Raw genomic sequence first — 23,064 nt, 5'->3', positions numbered from 1 at the left:
AGCGGATGATTATCCGCTTCCGCAAACTCGTATTCGAAAGCTTACTTCTTCTTGCCGGCGATCGACTTGGCCGGCCCCTTGCGGGTGCGCGCATTGGTATGCGTGCGCTGGCCACGAACCGGCAGACCGCGACGATGACGCAGGCCGCGATAGCAGCCGAGGTCCATCAGACGCTTGATGTTCATGCCCGTCTCGCGACGAAGATCGCCCTCGACCAGATAGTCGCGGTCGATGACTTCGCGGATCTGCAGAACTTCCGCGTCGCTGAGCTGATTGACGCGGCGCTCCGGAGTGATCTTCACCTTCTCGATGATATCGGCGGCGTTCTTCTGGCCGATGCCATGAATGTACTGCAGCGCGATCAGCACGCGCTTGTTGGTCGGGATGTTTACACCGGCGATACGGGCCACAACTTCTCTCCTGTCACCAGTCCATCACGAACCGGCATTATCATCATTTGTCGGGCGGGTATTCACAAACGCGAACACGACGCCCGTCCCCTGGATTTCAGTGGGGCCCGGCATCGTTGGAATCTTCCGACTGGATGAGGGCCTTATTAAAGTATTCAACTTCGCTTCGTCAACCTGCTCTAGCGTTTGGCGCGCTTTTTGCCGGCTTTCTTGGCCACTTTACCGGCCTTCTTGGCTGGCTTTTTGGCGGACTTGCTGGTTTTCGCCTTTGAAGACGATTTTACAGCCTTTTTGATCGCTTTTACCGCCTTTTTGACCGTTTTCTTGACAGTCTTTTTCACGGCCTTCTTGGCCGTCTTTGCCTTCTTGGCGACCTTTACCGGCGCCTTCTTGGCCTTCTTGACTGCCTTCGCAGCTTTTTTGGCCGATTTGGCCGCTTTCTTGGCCGGAGCAGATCCACGCTTGGCGGCAGCGGCCTTCTTGGCGGGCTTGCGGGCCGGCTTCTTCGCCGACTCATCGGCGGCGAGAATCGCTGCCAGCACGCGGTTGATCTCAGCCGTCACCTCTTCGATGGTCATCATGCCATCGATGGTCACCAGCTTCCGCTTTTCCGAATAGTAGTGGACCAGCGGCTCGGTCGAGGTGCGGTAGCTCGCCAGGCGCTTCGACAGCACTTCCGGCGTATCGTCGATGCGTACGGTCTCGCCGCGCTCCATCATCTGGGCGACACGGGCTTCGACACGCTGCAACAGCGCGCTCTCGTTGACGCGGAGCTCAACGGCAGCATCGAGATGAAGCCCCTTGGACTTCAGCAATGCATCCAGTGCTTCGGCCTGCGGCACGGTACGCGGGAAGCCGTCCAGGATGAAGCCGTTGGCGGCATCCGGCAGCTCGATGCGATCCGAGATGATCCCGATCACAATATCATCGGGCACCAGGCCGCCAGCGGCCATGATGTCCTTGGCCTTGAGGCCAACTTCGGTCTCGGCGGCCACGGCAGCACGCAGCATGTCACCAGTGGACAGCTGAACGATGTTGTGACGCTCGACAAGACGATGTGCCTGAGTTCCCTTGCCCGCCCCCGGCGGCCCGAGAAGAATCAACCTCATTTGCGCCGGCCCCTCAGCTTCGACTTGCGGATCAAACCTTCATACTGGTGCGCCAGCAGATAGCCCTGCACCTGCGCCACAGTATCCATGGTGACACTGACCACGATCAGCAGCGACGTGCCGCCGAAGTAGAAAGGCACCGAGGCGTAGGAAATCAGGATCTCGGGGATCAAGCAGACCACGGCGAGATAGGCAGCGCCGAGTACAGTAATGCGCGAGAGCACATAGTCGATGTATTCCGCGGTCCGCTCACCCGGGCGAATGCCCGGGATGAAGCCGCCATGCTTCTTCAAATTGTCGGCAGTCTCGGTCGGGTTGAACACGATCGCCGTATAGAAGAACGCGAAGAACACGATCAGCGACACATACATGATCAGGAACAGCGGACGACCATGGCTGAGCTGCGTGGTCAGCCACTGGAACCACTCCGGCCCCTTCCCTGCGTTGAAGCTTGCGATAGTCGCCGGCAGCAATAGCAGCGATGACGCGAAGATCGGCGGGATCACGCCCGAGGTGTTGAGCTTCAGCGGCAGATGCGAGGACTGGCCCTCGAACATCTTGTTGCCGACCTGACGCTTCGGATACTGGATCAGCAGGCGGCGCTGGGCGCGCTCCATGAACACGATGAAGGCGATCACGACCACGGCCATCACGATGACGACCAGGATCAGACCAGTCGACAGTGCGCCCTGACGACCCAGTTCGAGCATATTGGCGATCGCCGACGGAAGCTCGGCCACGATGCCGGCCAGAATGATCAGCGAGATGCCATTACCAATGCCGCGCGAGGTGATCTGCTCACCCAGCCACATCAGGAACATCGTGCCGCCGGTCAGCGTCACCGAGGTCGAGATCAGGAAGAACATGCCGGGTTCGCTGACGACATTGCCTGCGCCCTGCAGACCCGCCGCAATGGCATAGGACTGGAACGCGGCGAGGATGACAGTCAGGTAACGGGTATACTGGTTCAGCGTCTTGCGGCCCGCCTCGCCCTCTTTCTTGAGAGCTTCGAGCTGGGGCGACACGGTGGTCAGCAGCTGAATGATAATCGATGCCGAAATATACGGCATGATGTTCAGCGCAAAAATCGCCATGCGGTTGATGCCGCCACCTGCGAACATGTTGAACATGCCGAGGATGCCGCCGGCCTGCTGCTTGAACACCTGTTCCCACGCGGCCGGATCGATGCCGGGCAGCGGAATATAGGTGCCGAGCCGATAAACAAGCAGCGCACCCAGTGTGAACCAGATGCGCTTCTTCAGTTCATCGGCCTTGCCGAGGGCCGAAAAGTTGAGGTTTGCTGCTAATTGCTCTGCTGCAGAGACCATGTTTGGCTTTCTCCCGCGCCCCTTTCGCCATCATGCCCCGAAAGAGCGGGGCATGCAGCGGAGGCCGGACATTATTTGGTGCTCGGCATTGATAAAATCTACTGCCACATCACGCAAGGCCGCCCACAGACGCAGGCGATGCCGCAGATGTTACGCAGCTTCGCCGTCGGCCTTCTTCGGCGCGATGATCTTCACCGAACCGCCGGCCTTCTCGATGGCTTCGATGGCCGTCTTGGTGGCACCGTGCACTTCGATGTTGATCTTGGCCTTGATCTCGCCACGGCCGAGAACACGCACACCAGCCTTCGAGCGGCGCAGAACACCAGCCTTCACCAGCGATTCAGCGTTGATCACGGCCTTGATGTCGATGGTCTTCGCATCGATCGCGTCCTGGAGGCGGTCCAGGTTGATCTCGGCGTAATCGAGACGGAAGATATTGTTGAAGCCGCGCTTCGGCAGACGACGATGCAACGGCATCTGGCCGCCCTCGAAGCCCTTGATACGGACGCCCGAACGTGCGGTCTGGCCCTTGCCGCCGCGGCCCGCGGTCTTGCCCTTGCCGGAGCCGATGCCACGGCCGACGCGCATACGCTTCTTACGGGAGCCGGCGTTATCGGCGATATCGCTGAGCTTCATCGTTCTTTTCCCTGTTTCGCCCTGTCTTCCCGAGGCTTACCGGCAGATCCGGACCTCGAAGGTCAACAGTGTCATCCCTGCGGCAACCTGGCGGCCGCAGTGAGACGACGTGAACTTACTTATCCTCGACCACGCGGACGAGGTGCTGCACTTTGGTGATCATGCCGCGAACTTCAGGAGTGTCCTGCAATTCGCTGACGCGACCGATCTTGTTGAGCTTGAGGCCGATCAGCGTAGAACGCTGCGAGTGGTGCCGGCGAATTGCGCTGGCGACCTGCTCGACCTTGATCATCTTTGCGGCCTTGGCCATCGTGATAACTCCAAAAAGTCTTTTTAGAGGGCATGATCCTTATCAGAAAAGTGGAGATCCACTTTTCCGAATCATGCCTGTTATTCGGCAACCAGCTCGGCGTCACCGCCAACGCGGCGCGACTGCAGGGTGGACACCTTGATGTTGCGGCGAGCAGCAACCGAACGCGGCGAATCCTGATGCTTCAGCGCGTCGAAAGTGGCGCGAACCATGTTGTAGGGATTCGACGAACCGATCGACTTGGCCACCACGTCCTGGATACCCAGCGTTTCGAACACAGCGCGCATCGGACCGCCGGCGATGATGCCGGTACCAGCCGGAGCAGCACGCAGATACACGCGACCCGCGCCATGACGGCCAGCGATGTCGTGATGCAGCGTGCGACCTTCGCGCAGAGCGACGCGCGTCAGGTTGCGCTTGGCCGACTCGGTTGCCTTGCGGATTGCTTCCGGAACTTCACGGGCCTTACCGTGACCGAACCCGACCCTGCCCTTCTGATCGCCAATGACGACCAGAGCTGCAAAGCCGAAGCGCTTACCGCCCTTGACGACCTTCGCCACACGATTGATGTGGACGAGCTTGTCGACGAACTCACTATCACGCTCTTCCCGGGGGCCCCGGTCGCGTCCGCCGCGTTCGCGTTCACCTGCCATGGTGTTTTCCAATCCTTGCGAAGCTTTCGCTTCTAACCCTGTGTCCGTTCAAATCTGCAACTTGCAAATCAACGAAAGTGAAATCGCTTAGAAGCTGAGCCCGCCTTCGCGAGCCGCATCTGCCAGCGCCTTGACGCGGCCGTGGTACAGATACTGACCACGGTCGAACACCACTTCCTTGACGCCATTCTTGACCGCGCGCTCTGCCAGCAGCTTGCCGACAGCCTGCGCCGCATCGACGTCCGCACCGGTCTTGCCGGTTTCGCGCATCGCCTTCTCCAGCGACGACGCGGAAGCGAGCGTCTCGCCCTTCAGGTCGTCGATGACCTGCGCGTAGATGTGCTTCGACGAGCGGAAGATCGACAGGCGCGGACGGCCATTGGCAGTCCGGCGGAGCGAGAGCCGCACGCGTTGCTTGCGCCGGGCATTCGTAATCTTGAGTTTCGACATGACCGGCTCCGTTACTTCTTCTTGCCTTCCTTGCGGAAGATAAACTCGTCGGAATAACGTACGCCCTTGCCCTTATAAGGCTCTGGCGGACGATAGCTGCGGATCTCCGCGGCTACCTGACCGACGCGCTGCGAGTCGTTGCCGGCGACGTTGATCTCGGTCGGCTTCGGCACCGTGATGGTGATGCCTTCCGGGATCGCGTATACGACATCGTGGCTGTAACCGAGCGCCAGCTGCAGGTTCTTGCCCTGCAGGGCCGCACGATAACCAACGCCGGTGATCTCGAGCTTCTTCTCGAAACCCTTGGTAACGCCTTCGAGCAGATTCGCGATCTGCGCGCGAGCGGTACCGTACAGTGCACGGGCGCGATTGGTTTCGACGCGAGGAGCAACCTTGATTGCGCCCTCTTCCATCTTCACCACCACGTCGTCGTGCACGACGAACTGAAGAGCGCCCTTGGGGCCCTTCATCTTGACGGTCTGGCCTTCGACGGACGCGGTAACTCCCGCGGTCACCGCCACTGGCTTCTTGCCAACTCGTGACATGACTGATCCTTCCTCAGAACACCGTGAAGAGAACTTCACCGCCCACGTTCGCGTCGCGCGCGTCGTGGTCGGCCATAATTCCCTTGGGCGTCGACAAAACGGAGATACCGAGGCCGTTCTTCACGCGCGGCAGGTTCTTCACCGAGACGTACACACGACGTCCTGGCTTCGAAACACGCTCGATTTCGCGGATGACCGGTTCGCCATCGAAATACTTGAGTTCGATCTCGAGCTCGGAGCGGCCCGACGAATGCTCGACGCTGGCGAAGCCACGGATGTAGCCTTCGTTCTTCAGCACTTCGAGCACGTTGGCGCGCATCTTGGAGCCCGGGGTCGAAACCTTGGACTTGGTACGCATCTGCGCATTGCGGATACGGGTGATGAGATCGCTGATTGGATCGTGGGTCGACATGTTCCGCCCCCCTTACCAGCTGGACTTCACGAGCCCGGGAACCAGGCCCTTCGAGCCCAGTTCACGCAGCGCGATACGGCTGAGCTTGTTGATACGATAGACCGAATGCGGACGACCGGTGATTTCGCAACGGTTCATGATCCGAACGGGCGATGAATTGCGCGGAAGCTCGGCGAGCTTCAGCGTTGCGGCGAACCGCTCTTCCATCGGCTTGGTCTTGTCGGCGATGATGGCCTTGAGACGCGCGCGCTTCGGCGCAGCGTTCGCGGACATCTTCTTCCGACGGTTGTTCTTCTCGATCGAACTCTTCTTTGCCATGCTTGGCTCCTGGGTTACCGCGTTTGAGAAGCTTTTCAGCTACTCACTGCCGGAACGGGAAATTGAAAGCGGTCAACAAAGCGCGGGCCTCGTCGTCGGTGCGCGCAGTGGTGCACACCGTGATGTCCATGCCCAGCGGCGTATCCCCGGCCTTGTCGAAATCGATTTCCGGGAAAATGATGTGCTCTTTGAGACCGAGCGAGTAGTTGCCACGGCCGTCGAAGCTCTTGGCGTTCAGGCCACGGAAATCTCGCACGCGCGGCAGAGCGACGTTCACCAGACGATCGATGAACTCGTACATCTTCGTCTTGCGGAGAGTCACCTTGGCGCCGATCGGCTGGTTTTCACGCAGCTTGAAGGTCGCGATAGCAACGCGCGAATAGGTCACGATGGCCTTCTGACCGGCGATCAGCGACAGGTCGCCGGCAGCGGTTTCGGCCTTCTTGCGGTCGTTCACAGCTTCGCCAACGCCCATGTTCAGGACGATCTTGTCGAGGCGCGGAACCTGCATGACGTTTTCGTAGCCGAACTGTTCAGTCAGCTTGGCACGAATGGACTTGTCGTATTCGACGCGCAGGCGCGGAATGTAGACGGTCTCAGACATCGATCTCTGCTCCCGAACGCTTGGCGATACGCACCTTGGTGCCATCAGCCTGGATCTTGAAACCAACGCGAGTCGGCTTGCCGTCCTTGCCGACGATCGCGATGTTGGACAGTTGGATCGGCGCCTCTTTCGAGATGATGCCGCCTTCCTGTGCCTGGGTCTGCTTCTGGTGACGCTTGACCAGGTTGACGCCGCGAACCAGCGCCTTGCCCTCGGTCGGGCGTACTTCGAACACTTCGCCGGTACGGCCCTTGTCGCGACCGTTCAGCACGATGACCTTGTCACCCTTGCGAATTTTGGCAGCCATTACAGCACCTCCGGCGCAAGCGAGATGATCTTCATGTGGTTCTTGGCGCGCAGCTCACGCGGCACGGGCCCGAAGATACGGGTACCGATCGGCTCGGACTGATTGTTGATCAGCACGGCGGCGTTGCGATCGAAGCGGATGACAGAGCCATCCGGGCGGCGAATGTCCTTGCGGACGCGCACGACGACCGCCTTCATGACGTCGCCCTTCTTCACCTTCCCGCGTGGGATGGCTTCCTTGATCGATACGACAATTACGTCGCCAACGGATGCATAACGGCGCTTGGATCCACCAATCACCTTAATGCACATGACACGGCGTGCGCCTGAATTATCGGCCACGTCGAGGTTGGTCTGCATCTGAATCATTGATGCACCTCGTCCTCTGTTTATGCGCTAATGCGCGATTTTTAGGCAGTCTTCTTCTGTTCGCCCCGGACAACCGTCCAGTGCTTCAGCTTCGACATCGGCTTGCTCTCTTCGATCCACACCATGTCGCCCGGCTTGAACTCGTTGTTCTCGTCGTGGGCATGGTAGTTTTTCGAACGGCGAATGGTCTTCTTGTAGATCGGGTGCGTAAAGCGACGGTCAACGCGAACAACAACCGTCTTGGCTTGCTTGTCGCTGACGACCACGCCCTGCAGAGTACGTTTCGGCATGTTCGGCCCCTTACTTCGACTTACCGTCGCGCTTCTGCGCGGCGATGGTCTTGATTCGTGCAATATCACGACGCGCCTCACGAAGGCGAGAGGTGTTTTCCAGCTGCCCGGTGGCGCGCTGGAAGCGCAGGTTGAAACGCTCCTTTTTCAGATTGAGGACGGCGTCGTCCATCTGATCGGGGCTCATTGCGCGGATATCGCTGGTTTTCATTTCGGCCATGGCTCTACTCCGCAATGCGCGTAACGAAACGCGTCTTGATCGGCAGCTTGGCGGCAGCGAGGGTCATCGCTTCCTTGGCAATCTGCGTGGTGACACCGTCGATCTCGAAGATCACTCGGCCTGGCTTGACGCGCGCAACCCACAGTTCCGGGGTACCCTTGCCGGAGCCCATTCGGACTTCAGCGGGCTTCTTCGAAACCGGAAGATCCGGGAACACCCGGATCCAGACGCGGCCGGCACGCTTCATGTGACGGGTCAGCGCGCGACGGGCAGCTTCGATCTGACGCGCGGTCAGACGTTCCGGCGCCATTGCCTTCAGGCCGAACTGACCGAAAGCCAGCGTGGCGCCCGAAGTCGCAACGCCGTGGATCCGGCCCTTATGCGCCTTCCGGAACTTGGTCTTCTTTGGTTGCATCATGGCTTACGCCCTCAAACCTTCTAATTAAACGCTCAAGCAGCGTCGCGACGCGGCCGGGAATTGTCACCCTCGGCCATGCGCTTGTCCTGAGCCATAGGATCGTGCTCGAGGATTTCGCCCTTGAAGATCCAGACCTTGACACCGCAGGTGCCGAACGTCGTGAACGCGGTGGCTACGCCGTAATCGATATCCGCACGCAGCGTGTGCAGCGGCACGCGACCTTCGCGATACCATTCCATACGCGCGATTTCCGCACCGCCCAGACGACCTGAGCAGTTGATACGAATGCCTTCGGCGCCGAGACGCATCGCCGACTGCACTGCCCGCTTCATCGCACGGCGGAACGCAACGCGGCGCTCGAGCTGCTGTGCGATCGACTCGGCGACCAGGGTCGCGTCGAGCTCCGGCTTGCGGATTTCGACGATGTTGATCACCACGTCCGACGAGGTGATGTCGGCAACCTTCTTGCGAAGCTTGTCGATATCAGCGCCCTTCTTGCCGATGACAACACCCGGACGAGCCGACTGAATGGTCACGCGGCACTTCTTGTGCGGGCGCTCGATGATGATCTTGGCGACGGCAGCCTGCTTGAGCTCCTTGTGCAGGATCTCGCGGATCTTGACGTCTTCGTGCAACAACTTGCCGTATTCGTTCTTGCCGGCATACCAACGTGAATCCCACGTACGGTTAATGCCAAGACGCAGACCGATTGGATTGATCTTCTGACCCATCTTATTCTCCTGCGCCTGCTTACGCTGCTGCTTCTGCTTCGACCTGACGAACGACAATCGTCAGCTGCGCAAACGGTTTAAAGATACGGCCCGAACGGCCACGGCCGCGCGGACTGAAACGCTTCATCACGATGCCCTTGCCGACATGCGCCTCGGAGACGATCAGTGCGTCAACGTCGAGGTCATGGTTGTTCTCGGCATTGGCGATCGCCGATTCCAGGCACTTCTTCACGTCGACCGCGATCCGCTTGCGCGAGAACTGCAGGTCGGCGAGCGCAGCCGAGGCCTTACGGCCGCGGATCATCTGCGCAACCAGGTTCAGCTTCTGCGGGCTCACGCGCAACATGCGGGCGATCGCCTTGGCCTCGTTATCCGGGAGGCTCCGTTCGCGCTTTGGCTTGCTCATGACTTAGTCCTCAGCCCTTCTTGGCTTTCTTGTCGCCGGCGTGGCCATGGAAGGTACGGGTCGGCGAGAACTCGCCGAACTTGTGACCAACCATTTCCTCGTTCACAGCGACAGGTACATGCTTCTGGCCGTTGTAAACGCCGAAGGTGAGACCCACGAACTGCGGCAAGATCGTCGAGCGACGGCTCCAGATCTTGATCACATCATGACGACCAGACGAACGAGCGGCATCTGCCTTCTTGAGCAGCGAACCCTCGACGAACGGGCCTTTCCAGACTGAACGAACCATGTCCGGCGATCCTTACTTCTTCCGCTTGTGGCGGCTGATGAGAATGAACTTGTTGGTCGACTTGTTCGACCGGGTCTTCTTGCCCTTGGTCGGCTTGCCCCAGGGCGTAACCGGGTGACGACCACCCGAGGTACGACCTTCACCACCACCGTGCGGATGGTCGATCGGGTTCATGACGACGCCGCGGTTATGCGGACGCCAGCCGAGCCAACGGGTACGACCGGCCTTGCCGATCGAGATGTTCATGTGATCCGGGTTCGACACAGCACCGATGGTGGCGGTGCAACGACCGTGAACCAGGCGCTGTTCGCCCGAGTTCAGACGGATGATCACGTAATCATGGTCACGACCGACGAGCTGGGCATAGGTGCCGGCGGAACGAGCGATCTGGCCGCCCTTCCCGATTTTCATCTCGACGTTGTGGATGATCGTGCCGATCGGCATGTTGCCGAGCGGCATGACATTGCCCGGCTTCACGTCGACATAGCTGCCGGCGATGACGGTATCGCCAACGGCCAGACGCTGCGGCGCCAGGATATAAGCCTGCTCGCCATCGGTGTACTTGATCAGCGCGATGAACGCGGTGCGGTTCGGATCGTATTCCAGACGCTCGACCACGGCCGGAACGTCGACCTTGGAACGCTTGAAGTCGACGATACGATAGGACTTCTTGTGGCCACCGCCACGGAAGCGCACCGTGATGCGACCGGTGTTGTTACGACCGCCAGCCGAGTGCTTGCCTTCGGTCAGAGCCTTGACAGGCTTGCCCTTGTACAGCGCGGAACGATCCACCATGACCAGCTGACGCTGGCCGGGTGTCGTTGGGTTGAATGTCTTAAGTGCCATCGTTGATCGCCCTTACAGTCCGGTCGTAACGTCGATGCGGTGGCCCTCTTCGAGGGTCACGATCGCACGCTTGACGTTCGACTGTGAACCGAGGTTGCCACGGAAGATCTTCGTCTTGCCCTTGCGAACCAGCGTGTTCACGCTCTTTACCTTGACGTCGAACAGCTTTTCGACGGCTTCCTTGATCTGCGGCTTGGTGGCCTTGCCGTCGACCTTGAAAACAACCTTGTTGAATTCAGAAGCGACAGTGGCCTTTTCCGTCACCACAGGGGCGACGATCACGTCGTAATGGCGCGGGTCGATGTTCTTCATTTGAAGCGCGCCTCCAACGCATCAAGCGCCGCCTTGGTCAGAACCAGCTTCTGACGACGCAGAATGTCATAGACGTTGATGCCCTGGATCGGCAGCACGTCGATGTTCGGAATGTTACGGGCCGCCTGAGCGAAACCGACATGAACCTCGGCGCCGTCGATGATCAGCGCATTGGTCAGGCCGAGACCCGAGAAGTGACCGAGCAGAGCTTTGGTCTTGGCGGCTTCCAGGTTGGCGTTCTCGATCACGATCAAGCCGCCGTCCTTGGCCTTCGCCGACAGAGCATGCTTCAGCGCGAGCGCACGGACCTTCTTCGGCAGATCGAACGCATGGGAGCGAACGACCGGACCGAAGGCACGACCACCGCCGCGGAACTGCGGAACGCGAGCCGAACCGTGACGAGCACCGCCGGTGCCCTTCTGCTTGTACATCTTCTTGCCGGTGCGCCAGATTTCGGCGCGGCCCTTGGCCTTGTGGTTGCCCGACTGGCGCTTTGCGAGCTGCCAGTTCACGCAACGCTGGATGATGTCGGCGCGCGGGTCGAGACCGAAGATGGCATCCGACAACTCGATCGAGCCGGCGTCCTTGCCCTCAAGCGTGGTGACGTTCAGTTTCATCTCACGCTCCTTCCTGCTCGGCGGCAGGTGCTTCAACGGCCGCACCCTCTCCTGCCAGCTTGAACTTGCCGGGCTTCGGCGCGTCCTTCGGCAGAGCCTTCTTCACCGCATCGCGAACCGAAATCCAACCGCCCTTGGAGCCGGGAACGGCGCCTTCGACGAGGATCAGGCCGCGCTCGACATCAAGCTGCACGACGCGCAGGTTGAGCGTGGTGATACGATCGACACCCATGTGACCGGGCATCTTCTTGTTCTTGAAGGTCTTGCCGGGATCCTGACGACCACCGGTCGAACCGATCGAACGATGCGAAACCGACACACCGTGCGTGGCGCGAAGACCGCCGAAATTCCAGCGCTTCATACCACCGGCGAAGCCCTTACCGACCGAGGTGCCGGTGACATCGACGAACTGGCCAACCACGAAGTGGTCTGCCTGGATCTCGGCGCCGACCGGGATCAGCGCGTCTTCCGACACGCGGAATTCCGCGACCTTCCGCTTGGGTTCAACCTTGGCGACCGCGAACTGGCCGCGTTCAGCCTTTGGCAAATACACGGTCTTGCGCGAGCCCGATCCGAGCTGCAGCGCGACGTAACCGTTCTTCTCGCTGGTGAGGTGGCCAACCACCTGGCAGTTACCCAGCTTGAGCACGGTCACAGGGATATGTTCACCGGCGTCTGTGAAGACCCGGGTCATCCCGACCTTTTGTGCGATCACTCCGGAGCGCATCGGCGTGCTTCCTGTTCTTTCTGTCCGTTTGACCGGACGGGACCTAAATACTTAGAGCTTGATCTCGACGTCGACACCGGCGGCCAGGTCGAGCTTCATCAAAGCATCGACTGTCTGCGGGGTCGGATCGACGATATCGAGAAGACGCTTATGAGTGCGCATCTCGAACTGCTCGCGGCTCTTCTTGTCGACGTGCGGCGAACGGTTGACCGTGAACTTCTCGATGCGCGTCGGCAGCGGGATTGGTCCACGGACCTGTGCACCCGTGCGCTTCGCGGTGCTTACGATCTCACGGGTCGATGCATCGAGGATACGATGATCGAACGCCTTGAGACGAATGCGGATATTCTGGCCGTTCATTGCCGTGTCTTTCTTTGAAAGCGAATGGTTGTTGCGAGTAGCGAGTAGCGAGACCCGCTACTCACGACTTCCTGTTCGCGTCCTTACTCGATGATGCTCGCGACGACGCCAGCACCGACGGTGCGGCCGCCTTCACGGATGGCGAAGCGCAGCTTCTCTTCCATCGCGATCGGCACGATCAGGTGCACTTCCATGGCGATGTTGTCGCCCGGCATCACCATTTCGGTGCCTTCCGGCAGATGCACCACACCGGTCACGTCGGTGGTGCGGAAGTAGAACTGCGGACGGTAGTTGGTGAAGAACGGCGTGTGACGGCCACCCTCTTCCTTGGTCAGAATGTAGGCCTCGGCCTTGAACTTGGTGTGCGGCTTCACCGAACCCGGCTTGCACAGCACCTGGCCGCGCTCGACGTCTTCACGCTTGGTGCCGCGCAGCAGCGCGCCGATGTTGTCGCCGGCCTGGCCCTGATCGAGCAGCTTGCGGAACATTTCAACGCCGGTGCAGATCGTCTTCTGCGTGGCGCGGATGCCGACGATTTCGATTTCCTCGCCGACCTTGACGATGCCGCGCTCGACGCGGCCGGTCACGACCGTACCACGGCCCGAGATCGAGAACACGTCTTCCACCGGCATCAGGAACGGCTGATCAACCGGACGCTCCGGCTGCGGGATGTAGCTGTCGACGTTCTTCATCAGTTCGAGAATGGCGTCGTGGCCGAGCTTAACGTCCGAGTTTTCGAGAGCGGCTAGTGCCGAACCCTTGACGATCGGAATGTCGTCGCCCGGGAAGTCGTACTTCGAGAGCAGTTCGCGGACTTCCATTTCCACGAGCTCGAGCAGCTCCGGATCGTCGACCATGTCGCACTTGTTCAGGAACACGACCAGCGCCGGAACGCCGACCTGGCGCGCGAGCAGGATGTGCTCGCGGGTCTGCGGCATCGGGCCGTCGGCAGCCGACACGACCAGGATCGCGCCGTCCATCTGCGCGGCACCCGTGATCATGTTCTTCACATAGTCGGCGTGGCCGGGGCAGTCGACATGGGCGTAGTGGCGGTTGGCGGTCTCGTATTCGACGTGCGCGGTCGAAATGGTGATGCCGCGGGCCTTTTCCTCGGGCGCCTTGTCGATCTGGTCGTAAGCGGTGAACGTCGCACCACCCGACTCTGCCAGCACCTTCGTGATCGCCGCCGTCAGCGACGTCTTGCCGTGGTCAACGTGACCGATCGTACCAATATTGCAGTGCGGCTTGTTACGTTCAAATTTTGCTTTGGCCATGACTCTCTCCGTTTAGTCGTCAACTGTCGCTAACGACAATCAGGCAAACTTCTTCTGGACTTCTGCCGACACATTGGCCGGCGCTTCCGCGTAGTGATCGAATGACATCGAGAACGTTGCACGACCCTGGCTCATCGAGCGCAACGTGTTCACGTAACCGAACATGTTCATGAGCGGCACCATCGCGTTGATGACGTTGGCGTTGCCGCGCATGTCCTGACCCTGGATCTGACCGCGCCGCGAGTTCAAGTCGCCGATGACCGAACCGGTATAGTCTTCCGGGGTCACGCATTCGACCTTCATGATCGGCTCGAGCAGAACGGACTTGCCCTTCTGCAGCGCGTCGCGGAGCGCCGCGCGCGAAGCAATTTCGAAGGCCAGCGCCGACGAGTCGACGTCGTGATAGGCGCCGTCAACCAGCTGGACATGAACATCGACCACGGGGAAGCCCGCGACCACGCCCGAGGTCATGACGCTGTTGAGACCCTTTTCGACGCCGGGGATGTATTCCTTCGGAACCGAACCACCGACGACCTTGGATTCAAACACGAAGCCCGAACCCGGCTCGCCCGGCTCGACCACGAACTTGACGCGGGCGAACTGGCCGGTACCACCGGTCTGCTTCTTGTGGGTGTAGTCGACTTCAGCGCGCTTCGTGATCTTCTCACGGAACGCCACCTGCGGTGCGCCGATATTCGCATCGACCTTGTAGGTACGGCGCAGAATGTCGACCTTGATGTCGAGATGGAGTTCGCCCATGCCCTTCAGGATGGTCTGGCCGGACTCGTGGTCGGTCGACACGCGGAACGACGGATCTTCCGCAGCGAGCTTCGCCAGAGCAACGCCCAGCTTTTCCTGGTCGGCCTTGGACTTCGGCTCGATCGCGATTTCGATCACCGGCTCCGGGAATTCCATGCGCTCGAGAATGACCTGCTTGTCCGGATCGCAAAGCGTATCACCGGTGCGGGCTTCCTTGAGGCCAGCCAGAGCGACGATGTCGCCGGCAAAGGCTTCCTTGATGTCTTCACGGTTGTTCGCATGCATCAACAGCATGCGGCCGATACGTTCTTTCTTCTCACGGGTCGAGTTCACGACACCGGTGCCGCTCTGCAGAACACCCGAATAGATGCGGCAGAACGTGATGGTACCGACGAACGGATCGTCCATGATCTTGAATGCGAGCAGAGCCAGCGGCTCCTTGTCGTCTGCCTTGCGGAGGATCTCGTTACCGTCTTCGTCCGTGCCCTTGATGGCAGGAACGTCAACCGGCGACGGCAGATAATCGACAACCGCGTCGAGCAAAGGCTGCACGCCCTTGTTCTTGAAGGCCGAGCCGCAGAGAACCGGATAGAACGCGCCAGTCAGCACGGCCTTACGGATCAAACGCTTGAGGGTCGCCTCGTCCGGCTCGGTGCCGTCGAGGTAAGCAGCCATCGCGTCGTCGTCGAGTTCAACGGCGGCTTCGAGCAGCTTCTCGCGATATTCCTTGGCCTTCTCGAGCAGGTCAGCCGGAATGTCGACGGTTTCGTACTTCGCGCCGAGCGCTTCGTTGTTCCAGATATAGGCCTTCATGATCACAAGATCGATCATGCCCACGAAGTCGTTCTCCGCGCCGATCGGCAGCTGGATCGCAACGGGCTTCGCGCCGAGACGGTCGATGATGTCCTGAAGGCACTTGTAGAAGTCAGCGCCGGTCTTATCCATCTTGTTCGCGAAAACGATCCGCGGAACCTTGTACTTGTCGCCCTGACGCCAGACGGTTTCGGTCTGCGGCTCGACGCCCTGGTTGGAGTCGAGAACGCATACAGCGCCGTCGAGCACACGCAGCGAACGCTCGACTTCAATCGTGAAGTCGACGTGGCCGGGGGTGTCGATAATGTTCAGGCGGTGGCCGTTCCAGAATGCAGTGGTGGCAGCGGACGTGATGGTGATGCCACGCTCCTGCTCCTGCTCCATCCAATCCATCGTCGCGGCACCTTCGTGCACTTCGCCGATTTTGTGGCTCTTGCCGGTGTAATAGAGGATGCGCTCGGTCGTTGTCGTCTTACCGGCATCGATATGCGCCATGATACCGAAGTTACGGTAGTCCTCAATGGCATGTACGCGAGGCATGGGATGTTCCTTAAATTCCGGAGTTTCGCCGTTACCAGCGATAATGCGAGAATGCGCGGTTGGCTTCCGCCATCTTGTGCACGTCTTCCCGCTTCTTCACGGCGTTACCACGGTTGTTCGACGCATCGAGCAGCTCAGCCGAGAGACGCTCGGTCATGGTCTTCTCGTTGCGAGCGCGCGCAGCGGTGATCAGCCAGCGAATGCCCAGCGCCTGGCGCCGAATGCTGCGGACTTCAACCGGCACCTGATAGGTAGCGCCACCGACGCGACGCGAACGAACCTCGATCGTCGGCATCACATTTTCCAAAGCCTGCTCGAACACGCCGAGCGGACCCTGCTTGGTCTTCGCTTCGATCATTTCGAAAGCACCGTAAACGATGGTTTCGGCGGCAGACTTCTTGCCGTCATACATGATCGAATTCATGAACTTGGTGACGATGACGTTCCCGAACTTCGGATCCGGGTTAACTTCACGCTTTTCAGCTGAATGGCGACGAGACATCGATCAGACCCCGGCTTACTTCGGACGCTTCGCGCCGTACTTCGAACGACGCTGCTTACGGTTCTTGACGCCCTGGGTATCCAGCACGCCGCGGAGGATGTGGTAACGCACGCCGGGCAAATCCTTGACGCGACCGCCGCGGATCATGACCACGGAGTGCTCCTGAAGGTTATGACCTTCACCCGGAATGTAACCGATGACTTCGAAGCCATTGGTCAGACGCACCTTGGCAACCTTACGAAGCGCCGAGTTCGGCTTCTTCGGAGTCGTCGTGTAGACGCGCGTGCAAACGCCGCGCTTCTGCGGCGACTGCTGCAGCGCAGGAACCTTCTTGCGCGACTTCTGAATTGCGCGCGGAGTAGCGATCAGCTGGTTGATCGTCGGCATGTCAGCCTTCACCCTTTAGTTCGCTCGAAGCCGTAACGGCTTCCTCAAAATCACTCGGAGCAACCTGCCCCACGGTTCGCATCACGTGAAAAGCTTCACGCAAAACGAAATCACGCCAACCATTCATTGCTGAACGGAAAGCGCTTAACGCCACAGAGGACCGCGATCATGACCGCCAGACTTACGTCTTTAGGTCTGCACCGAGGTCATGCATTCGAATTTAATCTCAAGAGAGAAGTCTCTCAGGAGACAAACGTCGTTTTGGCATTGCCTTGATATAGCGACAGCGTTTGAGCTTCTTGGTCGAGGTTGGTGCCCGATTAGCTCCGAAAAGCCGATTGGGTGATCCGTTCCGACACTGGCGAAGCTCACCGCCTGTCGTTGAATGGCCGGGTTGTATCCGCAGGGGATACCCAAGTCAACAACAAAGCGCGATGAAAGAAACGCTTCTCGCACTGCATCTTCTAGCATGTGGATCATGACAGAACATACGCGATTTCGACGCCCGCCATGTCATCCACGAAAGAATCCGCGACTCGGATTCGTTGCAGTTTGATGAAAGAGAATCGCCTGGGTTGCGGATTTTTTGCGCCCTGCCCCGCCGACTCGCATCCGATGCAAACCGTATCGTGTCCCGAATCGACACACCGGGCAGCGGCCGATCAGGAGCAAATGTTACCGGAGCGTCGAGTGGAGCGGTACGCCGCCGCTCATTCGACGCCCACGGTCAGCCAATCAGGCGGATGCAGGGAGGCGTGCGATGACCTTGATCTCGAAATCGAAGCCCGCGAGCCAGTTGACCCCGACCGCGGTCCAGTTCGGGTAAGGCGGCTCGCCAATCACGGCCAATCGGACGGCATTGACCGCCGCGAACTGGGTGGCCGGGTCGGTGTGGAAGGTGGTGACGTCGACCACGTCGTCGAATGTGCAACCTGCAGCCTTCAGCACGGCCGCGAGGTTATCGAATGCCAGCTGGACCTGCTTTTCGAAGACCGGCTCCGGCGAGCCGTCTTCCCGGCTGCCGACCTGGCCCGAGACAAACAGGAGGTCGCCCGAGCGTATCGCCGCCGAATACCGGTTGATCTCGTAAAGCGCCTGCCGGCCGGCCGGGAAAATCGCGTCGCGTTTGGTCATGGTGTCAGTCCTTGTTCAGAGATTATATACGCCTCGTATGTCAGCATAATCTGACATACGCCACGTATGTCAATATGCATACAGCGCGTATGTTATTTTGCGGAGATGACAGTGGTCGCGAGACGACGAGCGGAAATGGTGGAGGAAACCCGGGCCAAACTCATCCGGGCGGCCCGGACGGCTTTCGCCGCCAAAGGCTATGCGGCGGCATCGATGGACGATCTGACCGCCGAAGCCGGCCTGACGCGCGGCGCGCTCTATCACAACTTCGGCGACAAGAAGGGTTTGCTGCAGGCCGTCATCGATCAGATCGACTCGGAAATGTTGGCGCGCATGCGCGCTGCCCGCGGTCAGGCTGACACCGCATGGGACGGGTTTCTCAACGAAGGCGTCGCCTATATCGAAATGTCCCTCGAGCCGGAGATCCAGCGCATCATGCTGCTGGATGGCCCCGCCGTACTCGGCGATCCCTCGCAATGGCCGAACCAGACCGCGTGCCTGCGCACGACAACACAGGCGATCCAGCGACTTATTGACGATGGAACGGTCAAGCCTGTCGATGCCGAAGCAGCGGCCCGTCTGATCAATGGCGCGGCGCTCAACGCTGCCCTCTGGATCGCTGCCGCCGATGATCCCCACGCGGTCCTTACGAAAGCGGTCGAGGCCTTCCGACAACTTTCAGCGGGCTTGCTGCGAACGGCGGGATGACCGCCTCACAAACCTTCAGATGCGCTCACTCGTCGTCGTCATCCTCGTCATCATCATCGTCGCCGGCAGATGACCTGTGCCGCTGGTCGTCCCATAGCTGACGGTAGGTACCGTTCAGCGCCAGCAACTCCTTGTGCGAGCCACGCTCGATCGCCTTGCCGCCATTGATGACGATGATTTCGTCCATATCCACTACGGCGGCCAGCCGGTGCGTCGACGAAATCAGGGTACGGCCCTTGGCGAGTTTGAACAGCGTCTTGTTGAGCGCCGCCTCGGTTGTCTGGTCGAGGGCAGATGTCGCCTCATCCAGCAGGAGCACCGACGGATTGCGGACGACGGCGCGCGCGATCGCAATGCGCTGGCGTTGGCCGCCCGATAGCGTATCGCCGCGCTCGCCGACCTGCGTATCGTATTTGTCTGGCAGGCTCATGATGTAGCGATGGATCTCGGCCTTGCGTGCCGCCTGCTCGACTTCCTCGTCGGTGGCGCCTTCCTTGCCGAGCCGGATGTTCTCGCGGATCGACATGTTGAACAGCATGTTCTCCTGGAACACCACGGCCATGTGGCCGCGCAGGGACTCGCGCGTGATCTTGCGGATATCGACGCCGTCAATGGTCACCCTGCCCTCGTCCGGCACATAGAGCCGCAGGATCAGGTTCAGCAACGTGCTCTTGCCGGAACCGGATGGGCCGACAATGGCGACGGTCTTGCCGACATTGATCTTGAGGCTGAGATTGTCGAGCACCGGCTGCTGGCTGTTCTCATACTTGAACGAGACACGATCGAAAGTGATGTCGTTGACGATGCGCGGCAGTTCCGGTGAGCCGGGCTTGTCGGCACCACGGGTGGGCTCGTCGAGCATCTCCTCCATGTGCCGTACGGCGGCCGCTGCCTGGATCGACACCGGGATAAAGTGCATCACATGGGCGATGTTGTAGGACACCTCCCAGAACGCGCTTTCGAAGGTGACGAAGGTGCCGACGGTGATCTGGCCCTTGGTGGCGAGATAGGCGCCGATCGCCAGCACCACCAAATGCAGCAACAATACCGAGACGGTGACCGAGCGCTCGACCATGGTCGACAGGAAGGTCGCCGCCGCAATCCTGTCGCGCGTTTCGTTATTGCGTAGCCGGAACCAGCCCATGGTACGCCGCTGCAGGCTGAAGGCCTTGATCACCGCCTGTGCCGCGATGTTTTCCTGCACCATACCGAGCACTGAAGCTTCGCTGAGCTTCTGGTCGTAATTGGCCTGCACGGCCTTCGGCGTCAGGATGCGCGGGCCGATCAGCGTGATCGGGAAAATCAGTAGCGCGACGGCGGCCAGCTGCCAGTTCAGATACAGCATCAGCCCGATGCCGGCGATCAGTTCGAGGAACGGCAGCAATGCGCTGTTGGCGAAACTCTTGATGGCCGTCTCGAAAGACGACAGATCGATCGAAAATCGGGACAGGATCTCGCCGCGCTTGGTGCGGGCGAAATAGGCCGACGGCAGATCCTGTACGTGATCGAACAGGCGTGAGCGGACGTCCGTGATGATCGAGGCTGCCAGTTTGGCGTCCCAGCGCTCATACCAGATCGCAACGATCGACGTGACAATGCCGGCGACGGCCAGCACCGACAGGATCTTGAACAACGCGTCGAAATCCTCCTCGCCGAGCGCGTCGTCGATCAGATATTTGAGGCTGAGCGGCATGATGACGTTGAACAGCGTCTCGACCAGAACGCCGAAGCCAACGAAGCCAAGCAGCTTGCGGTACTTGCCGAGCAATGGCCGCGTGAAACGATAGACCGTCCCGAAGGCGCCGGCGGCCTCGCGCGCGGTAAAGACGACGAGTTCCTCGTCATCATCGTCATCGAGCTCGTCGTCTTCATCCTCGTCGTCATCATCGACGGCAGGCTTGGCTTTTGCCGTCTTCTCGACAGCCGGCGGTTTCGTGCTGGGAACCGAAGCGGCGGCAGCGCCAACCGGGAGCGCAAACTTGTCATCGAGCGGCGTGGCCGGCTCGGCCGCGTTCTTGTCGTCAGATGGAGGCTTTGGAGGTGGCTTCGACGCCATGGAACGAACCGTTGCTGCACGGTCCTTCGACCGCAAGAATCAATGAAGCGGCCCGGACAGCCACGGCAATGATCCTATGCGATCAGAATGTCCTCGGCAAAGCAACCGAGAGCGGATGCCAAAGATCAATCCTCGGCATCGACCTTGTCGAAGAACGAGTAACGCAGGCTGTCCGCGTCGGCATACCAGTGGCCCGGTCCCTTGCCGGCGGCCAGTGTGGCTTCCCACACCGCCTCGGTGCAGTCGCGGCGATGCATCGACAAGTCGAAGCCGTTGCCGAAGAACAGTTCCGACCACTCCCACCAGGTGCCCAGTTTCTTGACGCCGCGCAGCAGGTCGTAGCGATCGATCACCGCTGGCGCCATGTCGGACGTGACCGAGCCGAACACGAGGCCAGTCTTCACGACGCGGTTGAGCTCCTGCACCGCCTTCACCACCTGCTTGTCGCCGACATGGCACAGGCTGGTCTCGAACACGAAATCGAACTGCCCGGCCTTGAAGGGCAGATCGGTGATCGAGCCGAGCTTGTTGAACTTCTGCAGCGCCTTTGGCGTCCTGGCGTGGATCGCCTTGTTATTCTCGACACCCCAGGCGTCGATCCCCCTGGCACGCAGCGCGCCGACCAGTTCGCCTGATGCCGAGCCAGCGACCAGCAGCTTGTAGCCCTTGGCGCGGCCCCAGACGATCTTGATGAGATTTGTCAGATACGCCGGATCGGTAAACTGGCTCCAGACCTCGCTATAAGGACCGACACCGCGATAGTTCTGGAAATAGTCGCGATCGATCTTGTCGGAGATCGTCGTGCCATTCTGACCCTGCGCACGGCGCAGGCGCATCATCTCGGTGAGGATAATGTCGGTGGCGGCATCGGAGGAGTCGAGCAGACCGTTCAGCGTCGAGTCGAACAGATAGTCGCCGACCACGACGAGCCCTGGATGATCCTTCGGCTCCGGCCGGTGATTGGTCATGACATCGCGCACCGGCATGCCGCCGGGGATCGCATTGACGGACGACAGCCAGCGATGGATCTTGCCTTCCAGCAGATGCGCACGCGCATCGCCAAACGAGGCCGGCAACGACTTCAGCGCGGCATCGATCAACTCATCGTCTGTGAGGTTGGCAAAGGCCAGCGCGTCGGAGCCTGGCACCAGCCAGTTCAGCACGCCGTGCTTGCCGACATCGTGGCGCGCGCCCTCGTTATAGACACAGCAGCCGCCGAAGGCTTCGGACATGAACCAGGCGCCGGGAATCTGCTCGCCCCAGAACGGCGTATCGAACAGCAGCGAGATCCGCAGATAATGCGCCGGGCGGTCGAAGTAAGAGACATGCTTGACCATCGACTTGCGCAGCTGCTCGCCGTCCCAGCGCATGGTCGCCAGCCATGAATGCGGCAGGCACATCACCACGAGATCGAAATCGCGGGTGTCCGCGCCCTTGCCGTTCATCATGTCGAGCTGATAGCGCCCCTGCTCGGTCTTGCCGACCTTGAGCACACGGTGATTGAGCCGGATGTCGGCATCGACTTCCGACTGCAGGCAGGAGATCAGCTGCTCGTTGCCGTTCTGGATCGAATAGAGGCCGATATAGCCATCGACATCCATCACGAAGTTCTTCAGCGCATTGAGGCCGTTGGTGTTGTGTGTCTCGGTCGCGATGTCGGAGCGCGCCATCACCTTCAGGAAGCGCTTGGCAATGGGATCGCTAACTTCCTTATCAAGCAGCTCCTCGGCATTCATCCATGCCCAGGGGTGTTCGTTGTCGTGCGAACCGACGCCTTCGTAATATTCGATCGGCGACACCATGCTCGCGCACTTCTTGCGAAACGCCTCGATTGCCGCTGCAGTCTTCGGGCCGTACTTCTTGCGCATGCCTGGCACGTCGTTGAGCAGCTCGCCGTCGAGCTGCACCTGCTCGGCATCCATCGGAATGGTCTGCAGGCCGAAATGCTGGATCAGCTCACGCAGCGGATCCGGCCCTGTCATCGAGTAATCGTAGATTTCCGCAACGCCAGCTTCGTACATGGCTGGCGCTGTATCGAACTTGCGTGTGAGAATCTTGCCGCCGACGCGGTCGGACGCCTCGTAGATGGTGACACGACAGAGATCGCCCAGCTTCTTCTTGAGATACCAGGCGCTCATCAGGCCGCCTGGACCACCACCAACAATTGCAAGATCAAGCATAGGTTTCTTTCACGCGTCGTGTGTGCCGGCGGCAATATCCGGCAA

General features: G+C 60.1%; 32 protein-coding genes. 1 reads left to right on the top strand and 31 read right to left on the bottom strand.

Annotated features, from left to right (window positions below; genetic code table 11):
- Positions 1-41: 41 nt before the first annotated feature.
- The 29 genes from rpsM to AB8A38_RS00850 all read right to left on the bottom strand — a co-directional run bounded on the left by rpsM (position 42) and on the right by AB8A38_RS00850 (position 18,075).
- On the bottom strand, positions 42-410 hold the full coding sequence (rpsM, locus tag AB8A38_RS00990; protein WP_068731455.1) for a 30S ribosomal protein S13: 369 nt from the start codon (positions 408-410) through the stop codon (positions 42-44).
- Positions 411-589: 179 nt separating this feature from the next.
- Positions 590-1,519, bottom strand: coding sequence for an adenylate kinase (locus tag AB8A38_RS00985; RefSeq protein WP_315842705.1), 930 nt, complete (start codon positions 1,517-1,519; stop codon positions 590-592).
- Positions 1,516-2,847: a preprotein translocase subunit SecY gene (secY, locus tag AB8A38_RS00980; RefSeq protein WP_089268179.1), complete on the bottom strand. Its 1,332-nt coding sequence runs from the start codon at positions 2,845-2,847 to the stop codon at positions 1,516-1,518. The genes AB8A38_RS00985 and secY overlap by 4 nt, the downstream gene beginning before the upstream one ends.
- A 150-nt stretch (positions 2,848-2,997) precedes the next feature.
- The gene (gene rplO / locus AB8A38_RS00975; RefSeq protein ID WP_068731461.1) at positions 2,998-3,483 is read right to left on the bottom strand and encodes a 50S ribosomal protein L15; all 486 of its coding nucleotides are present in this window, start codon (positions 3,481-3,483) and stop codon (positions 2,998-3,000) included.
- A gap of 115 nt (positions 3,484-3,598) precedes the next feature.
- Positions 3,599-3,793, bottom strand: a complete 195-nt coding sequence (gene rpmD, locus AB8A38_RS00970; protein ID WP_068731463.1) for a 50S ribosomal protein L30 — start codon at positions 3,791-3,793, stop codon at positions 3,599-3,601.
- An 80-nt stretch (positions 3,794-3,873) separates the two neighbouring features.
- Positions 3,874-4,446, bottom strand: a complete 573-nt coding sequence (gene rpsE / locus AB8A38_RS00965; RefSeq protein WP_068731465.1) for a 30S ribosomal protein S5 — start codon at positions 4,444-4,446, stop codon at positions 3,874-3,876.
- 87 nt (positions 4,447-4,533) lie between these two features.
- Positions 4,534-4,896 carry a 50S ribosomal protein L18 gene (gene rplR, locus AB8A38_RS00960; RefSeq protein ID WP_068731467.1) on the bottom strand — a complete coding sequence of 121 codons (363 nt, stop codon included), beginning with the start codon at positions 4,894-4,896 and terminating at the stop codon, positions 4,534-4,536.
- A gap of 11 nt (positions 4,897-4,907) precedes the next feature.
- Entirely contained in the window at positions 4,908-5,441 is a 534-nt protein-coding gene (rplF, locus tag AB8A38_RS00955) for a 50S ribosomal protein L6 (protein WP_089268177.1), read from the bottom strand.
- A gap of 13 nt (positions 5,442-5,454) precedes the next feature.
- Positions 5,455-5,853, bottom strand: coding sequence for a 30S ribosomal protein S8 (gene rpsH / locus AB8A38_RS00950; RefSeq protein ID WP_089268176.1), 399 nt, complete (start codon positions 5,851-5,853; stop codon positions 5,455-5,457).
- Between the two features lie 12 nt (positions 5,854-5,865).
- Positions 5,866-6,171: a 30S ribosomal protein S14 gene (gene rpsN, locus AB8A38_RS00945; protein WP_089268175.1), complete on the bottom strand. Its 306-nt coding sequence runs from the start codon at positions 6,169-6,171 to the stop codon at positions 5,866-5,868.
- Between the two features lie 43 nt (positions 6,172-6,214).
- On the bottom strand, positions 6,215-6,775 hold the full coding sequence (rplE, locus tag AB8A38_RS00940) for a 50S ribosomal protein L5 (protein WP_089268174.1): 561 nt from the start codon (positions 6,773-6,775) through the stop codon (positions 6,215-6,217).
- Positions 6,768-7,082: a 50S ribosomal protein L24 gene (rplX, locus tag AB8A38_RS00935; protein WP_068731477.1), complete on the bottom strand. Its 315-nt coding sequence runs from the start codon at positions 7,080-7,082 to the stop codon at positions 6,768-6,770. The genes rplE and rplX overlap by 8 nt, the downstream gene beginning before the upstream one ends.
- The gene (gene rplN / locus AB8A38_RS00930) at positions 7,082-7,450 is read right to left on the bottom strand and encodes a 50S ribosomal protein L14 (protein ID WP_068731479.1); all 369 of its coding nucleotides are present in this window, start codon (positions 7,448-7,450) and stop codon (positions 7,082-7,084) included. Before rplN ends, rplX begins: the two co-directional genes overlap by 1 nt.
- A gap of 41 nt (positions 7,451-7,491) precedes the next feature.
- Positions 7,492-7,740: a 30S ribosomal protein S17 gene (gene rpsQ / locus AB8A38_RS00925; RefSeq protein WP_089268173.1), complete on the bottom strand. Its 249-nt coding sequence runs from the start codon at positions 7,738-7,740 to the stop codon at positions 7,492-7,494.
- A gap of 10 nt (positions 7,741-7,750) precedes the next feature.
- Entirely contained in the window at positions 7,751-7,960 is a 210-nt protein-coding gene (rpmC, locus tag AB8A38_RS00920) for a 50S ribosomal protein L29 (RefSeq protein ID WP_089268172.1), read from the bottom strand.
- Between the two features lie 4 nt (positions 7,961-7,964).
- Positions 7,965-8,378, bottom strand: a complete 414-nt coding sequence (rplP, locus tag AB8A38_RS00915; protein WP_089268171.1) for a 50S ribosomal protein L16 — start codon at positions 8,376-8,378, stop codon at positions 7,965-7,967.
- Between the two features lie 32 nt (positions 8,379-8,410).
- Entirely contained in the window at positions 8,411-9,109 is a 699-nt protein-coding gene (gene rpsC / locus AB8A38_RS00910) for a 30S ribosomal protein S3 (RefSeq protein ID WP_068731624.1), read from the bottom strand.
- Positions 9,110-9,128: 19 nt separating this feature from the next.
- Entirely contained in the window at positions 9,129-9,515 is a 387-nt protein-coding gene (gene rplV / locus AB8A38_RS00905) for a 50S ribosomal protein L22 (RefSeq protein ID WP_068731486.1), read from the bottom strand.
- A 10-nt stretch (positions 9,516-9,525) separates the two neighbouring features.
- Complete coding sequence (rpsS, locus tag AB8A38_RS00900; RefSeq protein ID WP_089268170.1) at positions 9,526-9,804, bottom strand: 30S ribosomal protein S19; 279 nt, start codon at positions 9,802-9,804, stop codon at positions 9,526-9,528.
- A 12-nt stretch (positions 9,805-9,816) separates the two neighbouring features.
- Positions 9,817-10,650 (bottom strand): 50S ribosomal protein L2, encoded by an 834-nt coding sequence (gene rplB, locus AB8A38_RS00895; protein WP_068731490.1) that lies wholly within the window; start codon positions 10,648-10,650, stop codon positions 9,817-9,819.
- Between the two features lie 12 nt (positions 10,651-10,662).
- The gene (locus tag AB8A38_RS00890; RefSeq protein WP_068731492.1) at positions 10,663-10,962 is read right to left on the bottom strand and encodes a 50S ribosomal protein L23; all 300 of its coding nucleotides are present in this window, start codon (positions 10,960-10,962) and stop codon (positions 10,663-10,665) included.
- The gene (rplD, locus tag AB8A38_RS00885; RefSeq protein WP_120291944.1) at positions 10,959-11,579 is read right to left on the bottom strand and encodes a 50S ribosomal protein L4; all 621 of its coding nucleotides are present in this window, start codon (positions 11,577-11,579) and stop codon (positions 10,959-10,961) included. Before rplD ends, AB8A38_RS00890 begins: the two co-directional genes overlap by 4 nt.
- A 1-nt stretch (position 11,580) precedes the next feature.
- A complete protein-coding gene (gene rplC, locus AB8A38_RS00880) occupies positions 11,581-12,306 on the bottom strand; it encodes a 50S ribosomal protein L3 (RefSeq protein ID WP_315842707.1) in 726 nt (241 codons plus the stop codon).
- A 51-nt stretch (positions 12,307-12,357) separates the two neighbouring features.
- Entirely contained in the window at positions 12,358-12,666 is a 309-nt protein-coding gene (gene rpsJ, locus AB8A38_RS00875; protein WP_013166261.1) for a 30S ribosomal protein S10, read from the bottom strand.
- An 83-nt stretch (positions 12,667-12,749) separates the two neighbouring features.
- The gene (tuf, locus tag AB8A38_RS00870; protein WP_315842708.1) at positions 12,750-13,940 is read right to left on the bottom strand and encodes an elongation factor Tu; all 1,191 of its coding nucleotides are present in this window, start codon (positions 13,938-13,940) and stop codon (positions 12,750-12,752) included.
- A 39-nt stretch (positions 13,941-13,979) separates the two neighbouring features.
- On the bottom strand, positions 13,980-16,052 hold the full coding sequence (gene fusA / locus AB8A38_RS00865; protein WP_315842709.1) for an elongation factor G: 2,073 nt from the start codon (positions 16,050-16,052) through the stop codon (positions 13,980-13,982).
- A gap of 31 nt (positions 16,053-16,083) precedes the next feature.
- Complete coding sequence (rpsG, locus tag AB8A38_RS00860; RefSeq protein ID WP_068731502.1) at positions 16,084-16,554, bottom strand: 30S ribosomal protein S7; 471 nt, start codon at positions 16,552-16,554, stop codon at positions 16,084-16,086.
- A 15-nt stretch (positions 16,555-16,569) separates the two neighbouring features.
- The gene (gene rpsL, locus AB8A38_RS00855) at positions 16,570-16,941 is read right to left on the bottom strand and encodes a 30S ribosomal protein S12 (protein ID WP_068731626.1); all 372 of its coding nucleotides are present in this window, start codon (positions 16,939-16,941) and stop codon (positions 16,570-16,572) included.
- 735 nt (positions 16,942-17,676) lie between these two features.
- On the bottom strand, positions 17,677-18,075 hold the full coding sequence (locus tag AB8A38_RS00850) for a RidA family protein (RefSeq protein ID WP_175365590.1): 399 nt from the start codon (positions 18,073-18,075) through the stop codon (positions 17,677-17,679).
- A 135-nt stretch (positions 18,076-18,210) separates the two neighbouring features.
- Between AB8A38_RS00850 and AB8A38_RS00845 the strand changes: the two genes are divergently transcribed.
- The gene (locus AB8A38_RS00845) at positions 18,211-18,783 is read left to right on the top strand and encodes a TetR/AcrR family transcriptional regulator (protein ID WP_439088442.1); all 573 of its coding nucleotides are present in this window, start codon (positions 18,211-18,213) and stop codon (positions 18,781-18,783) included.
- Positions 18,784-18,808: 25 nt separating this feature from the next.
- On the opposite strand, the gene AB8A38_RS00840 is transcribed toward AB8A38_RS00845, so the two are convergent.
- Together AB8A38_RS00840 and AB8A38_RS00835 are read right to left on the bottom strand one after the other, a co-directional pair.
- Positions 18,809-20,839: an ABC transporter ATP-binding protein gene (locus AB8A38_RS00840; RefSeq protein WP_439084609.1), complete on the bottom strand. Its 2,031-nt coding sequence runs from the start codon at positions 20,837-20,839 to the stop codon at positions 18,809-18,811.
- 125 nt (positions 20,840-20,964) lie between these two features.
- Positions 20,965-23,019 (bottom strand): FAD-dependent oxidoreductase, encoded by a 2,055-nt coding sequence (locus AB8A38_RS00835; protein WP_439084608.1) that lies wholly within the window; start codon positions 23,017-23,019, stop codon positions 20,965-20,967.
- Positions 23,020-23,064 lie beyond the last annotated feature (45 nt).

It is taken from the genome of Tardiphaga sp. 839_C3_N1_4 (assembly GCF_051811045.1).
Taxonomy (GTDB): domain Bacteria; phylum Pseudomonadota; class Alphaproteobacteria; order Rhizobiales; family Xanthobacteraceae; genus Tardiphaga.
The sequence above is the reverse complement of the archived record's forward strand: the minus strand, read 5'-3'. Positions and strand labels throughout refer to the sequence as shown.